Genomic DNA, 15,598 nt, shown 5'->3' on the forward strand with positions numbered 1-15,598 from the left:
GACCTTTGCACTCTTGTTTAAGTTAGCAAAAGATGAAAACGGAAAAAGACGATAAACTGCGTATAGATGCTCTGAAGTATCATGAATCGGGAAGAAAAGGAAAAATAGAAGTAATTCCCACCAAGTCTCATGATACCCAAAGAGACCTTGCTCTGGCTTATTCGCCGGGTGTAGCAGAACCTTGTTTGGAAATAGAAAAAAATCCCAATGATGCTTATAGGTATACGGCCAAAGGCAATCTGGTAGCCGTGATTTCAAACGGAACAGCGGTTTTGGGTCTTGGCGACATCGGTCCGCTTGCGTCCAAACCGGTAATGGAAGGAAAAGGTCTATTGTTTAAAATCTTTGCAGATATCGACGTTTTTGATATCGAAATCGATGAAAAAGACCCTGAAAAATTTATACAGACCGTAAAGGCGATTTCTCCGACTTTCGGTGGAATCAATCTCGAAGATATCAAAGCACCCGAAGCTTTTGAAATTGAAAGAAGACTCAAAGAAGAGCTCGATATTCCCGTGATGCACGATGACCAGCACGGAACAGCGATTATTTCGGCGGCGGCGCTTCTCAACGCGCTCGAATTGGCCGGTAAAAAGATTGAAGATGTTTCTTTTGTGGTAAACGGAGCCGGAGCTGCAGCCATTGCCTGCACCAAAATTTATGTTGCGCTGGGCGCCAATCCCGATAAAATACTGATGTGCGACAGCAAAGGTGTTATTAATCACCATCGTATAGATTTGAACGATGAAAAACTTCCTTTTGTTCGTCAAACCGAATTAAAGACACTGGAAGATGCCATGAAGAATTCCGATGTTTTCATCGGACTTTCCAAGGCAGACGTGGTATCTCCCGAAATGCTTTTGTCCATGAATGAAAACCCGATTGTTTTCGCCATGGCCAATCCGAATCCGGAAATAACCTATGATTTGGCGGTTCAGACCCGACCCGATGTGATTATGGCAACGGGTAGATCTGATTATCCTAATCAGGTCAACAACGTTTTGGGCTTTCCGTTCATATTCCGCGGAGCATTGGATGTTCAGGCTTCAAAGATAAACGAAGCTATGAAAATTGCGGCGGTTCATGCGTTGGCAGAACTTGCCAAAGAACCTGTTCCGGAAATCGTGCAGATGGCTTATAAAATTGGGAATCTTAGCTTTGGGCGGGAATACATCATCCCGAAACCATTTGACGGACGTCTGATTACCAAAGTTTCTATGGCAGTTGCAAAAGCCGCAATGGAATCTGGTGTAGCAAGAAAGCCGGTTCACAACTGGTCGGTTTATGAAGAAGAATTATTAAACCGAATGAGCAGTGACCAGAAGCTCATCAGAATGTTGCATAACCGTGCGAAACAAGACCCAAAAACAATTGTTTTCAGTAATGCAGCCGAGTATAATGTTTTGAAAGCAGCTCAAATTGTTCATGATGAAGGAATCGGAAAGCCAATTTTACTTGGAAACAAAGAAAAAGTTGAGGAAATAAAAAGAGAATTTGACATTCATTTAGATGTGCCGATAATTGATCCGAAATCAAAAGAATCGGAAGAACATGTAGCAAGATTGGCGGAACTACTTTGGGCTAAACGTCAGCGAAAAGGAATGACACTATACAATGCCAAACGTTTCCTGACCAATCGGGATTATTTCGGTTCTATGATGGTGGAAGCAGGTGAAGCAGATGCTTTCCTTACCGGAAGTACGCGCAGTTATGCCAGTTCGCTCAAGCCGGTTCTTGAAACCATTGGCTCTGCTCCGGGCGTAAGTAAAGTAGCGGGTTTAATGATGGTTATGACCAAAAAGGGGCCTTTGTTTTTTGCAGATACTACGATTAATGACAATCCAACGGCAAAGGAATTAGCCAAAATTGCAAGGATGACAGAATATGTTGTACGGGGAATTGGAATCAGACCCAGAGTTGCGATGTTGTCATTTGAGAATTTCGCTGCCAGAACCGAAACTTCCAAAAAAGTCAGCGAAGCGGTAGCGCTTTTGCACAGGTCGCATCCGAATATGATTGTGGATGGAGAAATCCAACCTGACTTTGCTTTGAATGAAGAATTGATCACAAAAACTTTCCCTTTTTCAAAATTAAACGGAAAACGTGCCAATGTGCTGATTTTTCCTAACTTAGCGTCCGGAAATTTATCGTACAAAATCTTGAGAGGAATTGAAAATTCACAAGTTATAGGGCCGATTCTGATGGGGGTGAACAAACCGGTTCACATTTTACAGATGCGCTCAACGATTGAAGAAATTGTCAATCTCGCCACGATTGCTGTACTGGATGCTCAACAAAGACAAAAATGATTGCACATTTAAACGGAAAACTCTCTGAACTTCATCCAACCCATGTGGTGGTGGAATGTCATGGTGTGGGTTATCATGTCAACATCAGTCTGAACTCTTATTCGAAATTTGGGAATCAGGAAAATATAAAAATTTTCACTCATCTTGTAGTCCGAGAAGATGCTCAGATTTTGTATGGGTTTCATTCTCAGCAGGAAAGAGAAGTTTTTTTGAAACTGATTTCGGTCAATGGCGTAGGGCCTGCCTCTGCGATGATGATGATTTCTTCGTTGGAAATAGAGGAAATAAGAGAAGCTATTGAGTCTGCCGATGTAAAAAAGCTGCAAACTGTTAAGGGAATAGGTGCCAAAACAGCTCAGCGAATTATTATTGATTTGAAAGACAAATTAGAAGGGGATATATTTAATTTTAACATAAATTCCGATAATTCTAAAAATAAATCTAAATTTGAAGCGTTATCAGCATTAGACGTCCTCGGAATACCAACCAAAACAGCTGAAAAAATATTGGAAATCGTTTCAAAAGACTTTCCGGATGCGCAGGCGGATGTATTGGTAAAAGAGGCACTTAAAAGAATATAGTTTTTTGAAACAGCTTTATATACACATGAGGAGGATGAAAAGCTTGTTTCCGATAATTTTTTTACTATTAATTGTCGGGATAGCAAACGGGCAAGAGCCGGAAGAATCAGATACACTAAAGTATCCTTTTACAAATCAGGATGGTGGTTTGTATTTAGATGATCAGATCACTTATGACATCATATATGATCCTGTAAGAGATCAATATGTGCTTTGGCCAAAAATCGGTGAAATCATTGTGGGTCAGCCCATTTATTTATCAAGTCAGGATTATCTGGACATCATTCTGAACCGTGATATAAACTCCTATTACCGTGATAAATCCAGAGCATATGATCAGATGTACCGCTCCAATTCTTTTGGTGATCAGGAGGGCGAATCGGGCAATATTTTACCGAGTTTAAGAATTAAATCCAGAGCTTTTGAAAGTATTTTTGGCGGAAATGAAATTCAGCTGATCCCACAAGGTTCAGCTCAATTGGATTTGGGTGTTTTCATTCAAAAAATAGACAATCCGCAATTATTGCCTCAAAACCGGAATACGGTTACAGTTGATTTGCAACAACGTATTCAGATGAGTGTTTTGGGTAAAGTCGGGGAAAATCTACAACTAAAAGCAAACTACGATACACAGGCAGGTTTTGGTTTTGAAAACCAGATGAAACTGCAATGGAAAAATATGAAGGACGGTGGTGAGGACGACATCGTTCAGAACATTGAAGTGGGGAATATTTCCATGCCGCTCAATACTTCGCTTATTACGGGTGCGCAGTCTCTTTTTGGGGTTCGTACCGATTTGCGTTTTGGGAATACAGATGTAAGCATGGTATTTTCGGAGCAAAGATCTGAAACCAAAAATATTACTGTTCAGGGTGGAGGTGTATTAACCGAATACCGGATTTTTGCTGAAGATTATGACTACAACCGTCACTTCTTTTTAGGGCAATTTTTCCGTGATTCTTATGACACTGCATTATCTAATTATCCGCAGATTTCAAGTGATATTGTCATCACCCGACTGGAAGTCTGGCGAATTGACAATGGCGGTGCCAATCAGGATCAGCGCAAAACAATGCTTGCATTGAGGGATCTTGGAGAGGAAGGTGGCACGCCGACCAACGGAACACTTTACAATCAAGTGAGTTCACTTCCTGGAATCCGTGTGGCGAGTACCGCGCGTTCAGCGATGAATGGGTTCACATTTGGTCCAAATATTTATCAGGAAGGTGAGCATTATTTGGTAAATGAAAACGTACGGAAGTTAAATCCGTCTGAATATACCTTTTATCCATCACTGGGATATATTTCATTGAATCAACCTTTGGTGGATGGTGAAGACCTTTTGGCAGTTTCATTTCAATATACCAAAAACAGTACACCGGGAGTGATCTATACGGTGGGTGAAATGTCTGACGAACAAAATCAATTGTTAATTACGAAATTAATCAAACCCAATACGACTGTAAATACGGCTTCGCCACTTTGGGATTTGATGATGAAAAATATTTACTCTATCAATGCCTTGAGTATTTCGCCTGAAGATTTCATCATGAATGTAGAATTCAAGGATAACAGCGCCAATTCTTCAGGAGTGATTAATTATTTACCGAATACACCGGTTCAGGATCAAACGCTTTTGCAAGTTATGAATATGGACCGCCTGAATCTGAACGGTAACCTGCAGATGAGCGGAAACGGTCATTTTGGAGATGGTTTGTTTGACTTCGTTCACGGGGTTACTGTAAATCCGACTCAGGGTACTATTATATTTACGACGGTTGAACCTTTTGGCGATCATCTTGCAGACGTTTTAGGTGATCCGAATTCTCAATATGTTTTCAACGAACTATATAGCCAGTTGCCTAATACGTTGGATGCAGAAAGACTTGCACAGCGATATAGTCTTGCGGGACGATACAAAGGAGAAGTTGGGGGTGGAATTCCACTGGGAGCGTTTAATGTGCCGGAAGGTTCTGTAAAAGTAACAGCCAACGGTATGGAGCTGGTGGAAGGTGTGGATTATACCGTGGACTATCAGTTAGGTCAAGTGACCATCATCAACGAACAACTGAAAAACTCCGGTGTTCCGATTAACATCAGTATGGAAAACCAGTCGATGTTCAATATGCAGAAGAAACGTTTCATGGGACTGAATGTTGACCATCATTTCTCAGATAACTTCTTAGTCGGGGGAACGATTGTTAACTATCAGGAAAGACCCTTGACTCAAAAAGTTCAGTTTGGTTCGGAACCTGTAAGTAATACTATTTTCGGATTACATACACAATACACAGGAGAATCTGAATTCCTGACAAGACTGACAAACAAAATTCCGGGAATCAAAACCGATCAGATTTCACAAATTAACTTCAGTGCAGAAGGAGCTTATCTGATGCCCGGACAAAACAAAGCAGCCGGTGGCGCTTCTTATATTGACGATTTTGAAGATTCTCAGTCCAGAATAAGTTTGTTGGACGCCGGTTCCTGGAGAATGGCCAGTGTTCCGGGTAAACCCGCAGGTTTATCAGGTAATACGCATCCTTTTTTCCCAAATGGAGCGAACAATGATGATCTTTCTTATGGAAACGGCCGTAAACTGATGTCTTGGTACAGCATCGATCCGAGATTCTATGGAATCGGCGGAAATGCACCTGCCGGAATTACAGATGCTGAACTATCTCAACATCGTGTTCGTAGAGTTGAACTTCGTGAATTGTTTGACCAACGCGATGTGATGGCCGGAACAGCGACTTATATGAGTACGCTTGACATGACATTTTATCCGGAAATTACAGGACCATACAACGTCAACCCAAATGCAACTGATACACAGGGATGGGGTGGAGCAATGCGTCCGATTTCCGTAACCAACTTCATTGATTCAAATGTAGAATACCTTGAGTTCTGGATGATGGATCCCTATGCAGACGGTGTAGGAGGAAGTGGTGATTTGATCATTCAGTTAGGTAATGTTTCGGAAGATATTTTGAAAGACGGACAATTGATGTATGAAAACGGGATGCCACATTCTGGAAACGGAGCTGCTGTTTCTACTTCAGCTTGGGGTAAACAACCCGATAATTATCCGATTATTTATGCTTACGATACCGAAGGTGCTGCCCGAAAAGAACAGGATTTAGGTTATAATGGTTTGACCGATGCTGAAGAAGCTGCTACCTACGGAATTTCCAATACCAATCCCATCACCGGTCAAAACGACCCTGCCAATGATAACTATGTTTTCTATTTAGATGACAGATGGGGACAAACCCAGGACGCAGGTTCCATAACCGCGAGATATAAATATTTCCAGGGACCACAGGGTAACAACTCTACCGATGATCTGCTTCATGCTTACAGTATGCAGCCAGATGCCGAAGACATTAACCTGGATTATAACTTGGATCAGACTGAAATGTACAATCAGTACACTGTGAGAATGAGTCCTTCTGATCTGATGAACAATTCAAATAACATGATTGTGGCAACCAAAACTGCTGAAGTTCAGTTGCCAAACGGTCAGACTCAGGAAGTAACCTGGTATCAGTTTAGAATTCCGGTTGATAATTTCGATACTGATATTGACGGCGATGGTGTGGAAGATCTGGTAACTGACGAACAATTATCAGCTGCGAAAAGCGTTCTGACATCGGCACGTTTCATGCGTGTTTTGATGAGAGGATTTAATGAAGAAACAACCCTTCGTTTTGCCACTATGGATTTGGTTCGAAGTAATTGGAGAAGGTATCCAAAAACTTTGTTCCCGATTCCGGGCTCAACCGGGCCTGAAGAAGGTGTGACAGAAGATCCTTTCCTGAGCAATCTTGAAATTGGTCAGGTAACTATTGAGGAGAATTCAACCAATGTGCCGCCGTATGTGCTTCCTCCAGGAATTCAGCGTGAAGAACTTCAGGGAACTACAGGATACCAGAGCCAGAACGAAGCTTCGATGTTGCTGAAAGCAAAACTTAGCGCCAACAGTCCGACCAAAGCTGTATTTAAAAACACAAATCTGGACTTGAGACGATACAAACGTCTGGAAATGTTTGTTCACGCAGAAAACCTTTTGGACGTGACCAATCAGTCATTGGATGAAACAACTAAATTGTTCATTCGTTTGGGAAGTGATTATTCAGACAACTATTATGAATACGAAATTCCACTAAAATATACAGCCAAAACTCCAGATGGAAATCCATCCAGAATCTGGCCTGATGAAAACCTTGTGGATATCTTAACTGATTATTTCGTTGAAGCCAAAAAAGCAAGAGATTTAGATGCGTCTTACAATACACTTGAGCGATATTCATTTGTGCCGGATGAAGAAAATCCGTTGAAAACCATTTATGTAAAAGGGCGTCCTTCATTAGGCGGAGTAACTTCGGTCATGATTGGATTGCGTTCAACGAGTGCGCAGGACAAAGAAGTTTTGGTTTGGGTAAACGAACTTCGTCTGAGCGAAATTGACAATGAAGGCGGATATGCCGGTATGGCAAGTCTTGGTTTCACACTTGGAGATTTTGCACAAGTTCAGGTTTCGGGAAGTATCAGTTCAGCCGGATTTGGTGCAATTGATCAGGGACCAAGTCAGCGCAATCAGGAAGATTATCGTGATTATGCGTTGAACGCACAAGTTAAACTGGATAAATTCTTACCTGAAAAATGGGGTCTTGAAATTCCGTTTAATGTTTCCATGAGCGAACAATTCGCAGATCCAAAATACAATCCGCTTGACAATGATATTTTGTTTGATGAAGATCCTAGAAAAGAGGAATTAAAAGATGTGGTCAGAACTTATGCGCAGCAGAAATCTTTCACATTTAGTAATATCAGAAAAGTTAAGACCAATAATAAACCGGCGAGATTCTATGATGTTTCCAACTTTGCTCTATCATTTATGTATGCAGATATGTACAACCGTGATGTTTACACGGCTTATAATCTGACTAAAAATGTGAAAGCATCTTTGAATTATAATTATAGTTTCCCGATAAAGAGCATACGACCGCTTCAAGACTGGCGTGCGGTTCAGGATACTGCTAAATCGGCCAAATATTTAAAATTCCTGAAGGAATTCAACGTCAATCCATTGCCGACGAGATTGTCGTTCAGAACGGATATTGACCGTGTTTATTCGGAAAGACAGTACCGTGATCTGAACCAGTTCTTTGGTGGAACTTCTTCTTACTTGTTCCCGGTTGCATTCAGTAATAATTTCCTTTTCTCCTGGCAGTACAATGTTGGATTTGATCTGACGAAATCTTTGCGTCTGGATTATACATCATCCACCCGTACGCTGAACGACGGAGCTGCATTTGAATATGCCGACAAAGGATTGATCTGGAATGACCTTTTCAAAGTAGGACGTCCGGTGAATTATGACCATCAGATTCAGTTAAACTGGAAAACACCGATTCATTTGTTCCCGTATATGAGTTGGGCAAACATTGAATTGGGCGCTACCACAAATTACAACTGGCAAGCACGTTCCACGGTATTCTTAAATGCACCGAACACGGGCGGACAAGGACTTGGAAACATTGCCCAGAATATGAGTAATTTCAATATGATTGGTGATTTTGATCTGACGAAATTATATACAGAATTCAGAGGTTATAACAAAGTGGATTCCATCAAACGTGGTAGAAAACGCGAGCTGGATTCACTGACGCGTGCCTACGAAGGAATGACTTTCAAAGCGCTTCGCAAGATTACGAAACCTTATAAATTCAAAAGTAAATACCGCGGACAGGATTATGCATGGATGGTTGTTTCGAGCATCAAACGATTCCAGTTCAATTATAATCAGACAAACGGAGCTATTATTCCGGGGATTTTGGCAGAACCTAATTTCTTCGGATTTGGAAAGGATGGCGGCCCGAATGCCGGATTTATCTACGGAACCGAATTTGACATCAAACGTAAATTCATCGAATCTGGAAATGACTGGGTCACGCGAAGTGAGCAATTGCTGGAACCTTATGTAATCACAAGAGGAACTAATTTCACAGCGACTTCCATGGTAGAACCATTCCCGCATCTGAGGATTGATTTAAATGCCAAACGTTCATCGTCTTATAGAAGTTCTGAAAACGGATTTAACCTGAAGACTTATGATAATCCGAATATAAATACTTATTTGGATCGCCAGCAAACGCTTAACAGTAGTAATATTGCGATATCAACGGCCTTTATGGATCCGGACGCATTGTATCAGAATTTTCTTGATAATACGCAGGTGATTTCTGAAAGATTGGGTATGGCCAATGGAATGGCGCCGCTCGGAGACGGGTATTATGACGGATACGGATTGTCAAATTATGATGTTTTGATTCCCGCATTTGTTTCGGCAGTAGAGGGTAGAAATGCCAAAAACACTTCATTGGGCTACAACCGTAAAGTTCCATTGCCTAACTGGTCGATTACTTATACCGGTATGAGAAATATTCCGCTGATTAATCGTTATTTCGAAGTGTTTGAATTGTCTCATACCTATTTGTCTTCCTATACCGTAAACGGAATTCAATCCAATCCCAATCATTTTATGAATCCGAACGGAAGAGATTTAAATGATAATTTGTATTCCAAAAACATTTACGGAACTGTTAATATGATTGAGTCTTTCTCTCCGCTCATCGGGGTTGATATGACTTTCAGAAACAGCTTCCAGTTGAGAGCGCAGTATAACCGTGACCGTTTGATGACGATGAGTCTGAGCAATTATACCTTAACCGAAGACTATGGTACAGAATACGTACTCGGAATGGGATATGTAATCAGAGATCTGAAATTCAGAATGCGTTATCAAGGCAAAAACAAAACCTTTACGGGTGATATGAATTTCCGTGCAGATGTGCGTTTACGTGACAGCGAAACAAGAATCAGAAGAATTCTTGACGGAGACTCTCAGGTAACAGGAGGACAACAGTTATTGTCTATCCAATTCTCAGTTGACTATGATTTCAGCAAAAACTTAAATCTGAGATTTTTCTGGGATCAGATGATGACCGAATACAAAATATCAACCGCTTATCCGATTTCAACCATAAGAGCCGGATTAAGTTTGACCTTATCATTTGGAAATTAATTAATTTTATAGCAAAAAGCATAAATATGAACGTTCCACAAGAATTAAAGTACAGCAAAGACCACGAATGGATCAGAGTAGAAGGTAATACAGCCTACATCGGGATTACAGACTTTGCACAAGATCAGTTAGGAGATATCGTTTATGTAGATATCTCGGTTCAGGAAGGCGATGATATTGCCGAAGGTGAAACATTTGGTTCCATTGAAGCCGTAAAAACCGTTTCCGATTTGTTTATTCCGGTTTCAGCAAAACTTCTGGAAATCAATTCAGATTTGGAGTCCGCACCTGAAAAAATCAATTCAGATCCTTATGGAGAAGGCTGGATCATCAAAATCGAAATCACCGATGCCTCTGAATTAGATGCTTTATTAGATGCAGCAGGTTATCAGGAAATTGCCGGCTAAAAAAGGCAGTTTACTTTCCAGAATCCTTTTTGGTGTTTACACAGTTATATTACTGCTGGCAACACTTCTTCCAACTGACGTGATTTCTTCAGGGGGAAAAGGTTGGATTTCAAAAATATCATTTGACAATGGAGACAAAGTGGTGCATGCCGCTTTGTTCTTCATTTTCACATTTCTGCTTTATTTGTCGGGAATCGTAAAAACCTGGCGAAGCCTCATTTTAATTTCTGTTTTTACAGGTTTAACCATTGAAATTGTTCAGCATATTTCAGGTTTCGGACGGACTTTTGACTGGTTTGACATTCTGGCAAATATCATTGGATCATTGCTCGCCTATTTATTATTTGCCCGGTATTGGAAAAGTTTCTGATAACTTAATTTTAAATTAAAGCTTAGTTCGTTTAATAATCATAGTTTCGGGTTTTTAAATTCCGATATGATAAGAATTTTATTTTTTCTGCTCCCGCTGAGCATTTTTTCACAGGTTCCGCAATACTACACAGGCATTGACTTTTCTCAAACCGGAGCCGATTTAGAGGAAGACCTTTCCGCACTCATAATCGCTACACATACCTACGAACTTATTTATACGCCGGAAGTATGGGATGCACTCAAGCAAAGTGACCTCGTTCCTGAAGATCCTTCAAAAGTCTATCTCATTTATGGATACGATGATTATGATCAGGATCACATCAACGACAGGACACGAGATGTAGATGATAGCTGTCATACAAGTTCATGTAGCGGGAAATGGGTACGGGAACATGTTTTTCCAAAGTCATTAGGAAATCCTTCTTTTGACAACGAAGGACCGGGTTCAGATGCGCATTCCATTCGCGCAGTGGATTATACTTGGAACAACAGTCGCTCCAACCGGAAATTTGTAGCCGGTGAAGGTGATTCCCACATCAACTCTCAGGGATTTTTCTATCCGGGCGACGAATGGAAAGGTGATGTTGCCCGAATGATGATGTATATGCATATCCGATACGAAAACCGATGTACAGCCAATCAGGTTAGTATTGGCGAGCATAACTATCATGCCGATATGCCGGATATTTTCCTGCAATGGAATGCTGAAGATCCCGTTGCTGAACATGAACTCGTAAGAAATGACGTATTGCAGGACATGCAGGGAAACCGAAATCCCTTTATCGATAATCCTTATCTGGCAACCGTGATTTGGGGTGGTCCCGAAGCCAACAATACCTGGCCGAACATGTCAGTAAGCGATGAAATTTTTGCCGTTACACAAATATACCCTAATCCTTCCAATGGAAATTTTCATTTGAAATCCAACAAAATCATTCAGTCTCTGACAGTATTTTCGATGGAAGGAAGCAAAGTTTTCGGAAAAAACCTTTACAAATCAGAAGCAGATGTTTCAATTGAAGAACTGAATCAGGGAACTTATATCTTATTGATTCAATATTCTGACCATACAAAAGAAACCAAAAAAATAATCATACAATAATAGATTTTTTCACTTCATTATTTAAACCGTGAGCCATTTTTACTGAGGTTTGCGGTTTTTTTTATGCCTGAAAATTATCATCTTTGCCGTGAAAATAAACCCGATTCAATGGCAATTCAGAAACCATCTATCCCAAAAGGAACCCGTGATTTTTCACCCGAGGAAGTAAGCAAAAGACAATATATTTTTGACAAAATCCGTCATCAGTTTCAGCTTTTTGGCTATTCGCCGATTGAAACACCTTCCTTCGAAAATCTCTCCACGCTGACCGGGAAATATGGAGAAGAAGGTGACCGCCTAATTTTTAAGATTCTGAATTCGGGGGATTATTTAGCCAAAGCTGATGAGAAATTATTAGCCGAAAAAAACAGTCAGAAACTCATTTCACAGATCTCAGAAAAAGCTCTTCGTTATGATTTGACGGTTCCCTTTGCGCGTTATGTGGTTCAGCACCAGAACGAAATTACTTTACCATTTAAGCGCTATCAGATGCAGCCGGTTTGGCGTGCCGACCGCCCGCAGAAAGGCCGTTTCCGCGAGTTCTATCAGTGCGATGCCGATGTGGTGGGAAGTGATTCTCTTTTGCAGGAAGTCGAATTGGTTTCTCTGTATGATGCGGTATTTTCGGAATTAAATGTTCCGGTTGAAATTCATTTCAACAACCGAAAAATCTTGAGTGGACTGGCCGAAGTAGCCAATATTTCTGATAAATTAATTGATTTCACCGTTGCTTTGGATAAATTGGACAAAATCGGCGAAGAAAAAGTCAAAGAAGAAATGACCCAAAAAGGAATTTCCAACGAAGCGATTGAAATCCTTTCGCCTTTATTCAGTATGTCGGGAGATTTCCAATCCCAATTGACTTCTTTGGAATCGATTTTAAGTTCGTCCGAAATCGGAATGAAAGGAATCGAAGAAGTCCGATTTGTATTTGAAAAAGTTCAGAAGTTAGGATTGAAATCGGCAGAATTGGTTTTGAATCTGACTTTAGCACGAGGATTGGATTATTACACAGGAGCAATTCTGGAAGTAAAAGCCAAAGGCGTTCAGTTGGGTTCTATCGGAGGTGGAGGTCGTTACGATGATCTGACCGGGATTTTTGGATTGAAAGGACTGTCCGGAGTGGGGATTTCTTTTGGTTTGGACCGAATTTATCTGGTTGTGGAAGAATTGAATTTATTCCCGGAATCCATCGAGAATTCCCTCGATGTATTGTTCATTAATTTTGGAGAAAAAGAAGCCGATAAATCCATGGAACTTGCCATGAAACTCAGAACGAAAGGAATTCGCTGTGAAGTTTATCCGGACGCTGCCAAAATGAAAAAACAAATGCAGTATGCCGATAAAAAATCGGTAAAATTTGTGGTAATGATTGGCGAAGAAGAACTGAATTCCGGAAAACTTACGCTGAAAAATATGGAAAGCGGTACACAAGATGCGTTGGTATTTGAAGAATTAGCAACAAAACTCCAACATTTATAATAGATAAAAGGGTTTTGCCTTTCAAAAGTTAAATTAAACCCAAACTTTCCCAAATTTTTCTATCTTTGATTCTGCTCAAAAGCGAAACACAGAGGATGAGAAATTTTATTTTACTGATTTGCGTATTCAATGCGCTGACTATCAGTGCTCAGAATATAAGTCTTGAGGCCATTTGGGGTGGGAAGTATTATGCCCAAGGCTTGCGCGGAATCAACTCTATGAATGATGGCGTTCACTATTCCATCAACGAGGGAAACGGCATTTACAAGTATGCCTACAATTCTTTTGTTAATAAAACCGATTCCAGAATAGCTATTGTAGAAGGGAATTTTGACGAATATTCTTTCAGTTCTGACGAGAAATACTTACTTCTTGCCTCAGAAGTTAACCCGATTTATCGACACTCTTTCACCGCAAAATGGCAGGTTTACGACTTAAATTCTCATTCATTTAAACCAATTTTCGAAGGGAAACCCGTTCAGGAAGCTACTTTTTCGCCCGACGCTACCAAAGTCGGATTTGTGTTTGAAAACAATTTATATTATCAGGATTTAACATCCGGAAAGGTGACGCAAATCACAACAGACGGAAAGAAAAACGAAATCATCAATGGGATTTGTGATTGGGTTTATGAAGAAGAATTTGGTTTTGTACGTCATTTTGACTGGAACGCAGATGGTTCTGCGATGGCTTTTGTGAAGTTTGATGAGTCTCAGGTGCGCGAATTCTTCATTCCGGTTTATGAACATAGTCTTTATCCGCACGAAATGCGGTTTAAATATCCGAAAGCCGGAGAAGACAATTCAAAAGTGAGTTTACATATTTATGATTTGAAATCGGCAAAAACCAATTCGGTAAACCTTACTTCGGTGGAGAATTATTACATACCCAAAATTAAATTTACAAACGATAAAAATACACTTTCGGTTTTAACTTCCAATCGTCATCAAAACAAAGTCGATGTGAATTTCGTGGATGTAAATTCATTGAAAGTTAATAAGTTATTTTCTGAAACAGATCCGAAATGGATTGATACAGACGATTTTATTCTGGAATTTTTGGATGACAATAGTTTTATTTGGGCTTCTGACCGCGATGGAAATCGTCATATTTATTATTATGAAAAATCGGGAAAACTTAAAAATCAAGTTACCAAAGGAGATTGGGAACTGACTGATTTCTATGGATTTAATCCAAATGACAAAACGATTTATTTTCAATCCAATGCATTTGACGGAAAAAGAGTTTCCACTGAAAGTCAGGTTTATAAAATCGGCTTGGACGGAAAGAATTTAACAGCTTTGACCGATAAAAAAGGAACGAATTCCGCTGAATTCAGTAAAAGTTTTGAATTTTTCATCAATTCATATTCATCAATTCAGCAACCTACAACTTATTATTTGCGAAGCGGAAATGAGAAAAAAGAATGGGCAACCATCCGCGAGAATTCCCGTGTGGCAAATCAACTTTCGGCCGATGGAGCCGGAACCAAAGAACTATTTACCCTCAAAGTTAACGGAACTGATTTGAATGCCTGGATAATCAAACCCAAGGATTTCGATCCCAAGAAAAAATATCCGGTTTTGATGTATCAATACAGCGGTCCGGGGTCGCAGGAAGTAACCAATTCTTGGCACGATCTGAATGATCAATGGTATTTCATGTTGGCGCAGAAAGGCTATTTGGTGGTTTGTGTGGATGGACGCGGAACCGGTGGAAAAGGTGTGGCTTTTAAAAAGCAAACCTATATGGATTTGGGCAAAATGGAAGTGGAAGACCAAATTGCCGCAGCGAGATTATTGGCAACTTATGAGTATGTGGATGCTTCGCGAATTGGGATTTGGGGTTGGAGTTACGGCGGATATATGTCGAGCAATTGTATTTTCCGCGCCGGCGATGTTTTCAAAATGGCGATTGCGGTAGCTCCGGTTACCAACTGGCGTTATTATGACACGGTTTATACCGAAAGGTTTATGCGTACGCCGCAGGAAAATCCGAATGGATACGACCGGAATTCGCCCATAACTTACGCCGGACAATTTGACGATCAAAAGAATAAATTCCTTCTGATTCACGGAACGGCAGATGATAATGTTCATGTTCAGAACGCGATGGATTTGGCTTCGGCACTGATTGAAGCCAACAAACAATTTGATATGATGATTTATCCCGACAAAAACCACGGGATTTATGGAGGAAAAACCCGAATTCAACTTTATACATTGATGACTAATTATATTCTGGAAAACCTCTAATCT

At 40.4% G+C, this 15,598-nt stretch carries 8 protein-coding genes; all 8 read left to right on the forward strand.

Translation table 11 applies throughout. The features are described from left to right. Nucleotides 1-32 precede the first annotated feature (32 nt). The 8 genes from WBF63_RS09360 (at nt 33) to WBF63_RS09395 (ending at nt 15,595) form a co-directional block, all read left to right on the forward strand. A complete protein-coding gene (locus tag WBF63_RS09360; RefSeq protein ID WP_424369449.1) occupies nt 33-2,309 on the forward strand; it encodes an NADP-dependent malic enzyme in 2,277 nt (758 codons plus the stop codon). Continuing rightward, nucleotides 2,306-2,890 carry a Holliday junction branch migration protein RuvA gene (ruvA, locus tag WBF63_RS09365; protein ID WP_424369450.1) on the forward strand — a complete coding sequence of 195 codons (585 nt, stop codon included), beginning with the start codon at nt 2,306-2,308 and terminating at the stop codon, nt 2,888-2,890. Before WBF63_RS09360 ends, ruvA begins: the two co-directional genes overlap by 4 nt. Before the next feature lie 34 nt (nt 2,891-2,924). Beyond that, nucleotides 2,925-9,977 carry a cell surface protein SprA gene (gene sprA / locus WBF63_RS09370; protein ID WP_424369451.1) on the forward strand — a complete coding sequence of 2,351 codons (7,053 nt, stop codon included), beginning with the start codon at nt 2,925-2,927 and terminating at the stop codon, nt 9,975-9,977. A 26-nt stretch (nt 9,978-10,003) separates the two neighbouring features. Next, a complete protein-coding gene (gene gcvH, locus WBF63_RS09375; protein ID WP_424369452.1) occupies nt 10,004-10,384 on the forward strand; it encodes a glycine cleavage system protein GcvH in 381 nt (126 codons plus the stop codon). Then, nucleotides 10,353-10,754 (forward strand): VanZ family protein, encoded by a 402-nt coding sequence (locus WBF63_RS09380; protein ID WP_424369453.1) that lies wholly within the window; start codon nt 10,353-10,355, stop codon nt 10,752-10,754. The genes gcvH and WBF63_RS09380 overlap by 32 nt, the downstream gene beginning before the upstream one ends. A 66-nt stretch (nt 10,755-10,820) precedes the next feature. Then, complete coding sequence (locus WBF63_RS09385) at nt 10,821-11,858, forward strand: endonuclease (RefSeq protein WP_424369454.1); 1,038 nt, start codon at nt 10,821-10,823, stop codon at nt 11,856-11,858. 108 nt (nt 11,859-11,966) lie between these two features. Next, nucleotides 11,967-13,340 carry a histidine--tRNA ligase gene (gene hisS, locus WBF63_RS09390; RefSeq protein ID WP_424369455.1) on the forward strand — a complete coding sequence of 458 codons (1,374 nt, stop codon included), beginning with the start codon at nt 11,967-11,969 and terminating at the stop codon, nt 13,338-13,340. 95 nt (nt 13,341-13,435) lie between these two features. Beyond that, entirely contained in the window at nt 13,436-15,595 is a 2,160-nt protein-coding gene (locus WBF63_RS09395; protein WP_424369456.1) for a S9 family peptidase, read from the forward strand. The last annotated feature ends 3 nt before the right edge of the window (nt 15,596-15,598 follow it).

The organism is Moheibacter sp. (assembly GCF_049672845.1).
Taxonomy (GTDB): domain Bacteria; phylum Bacteroidota; class Bacteroidia; order Flavobacteriales; family Weeksellaceae; genus Moheibacter.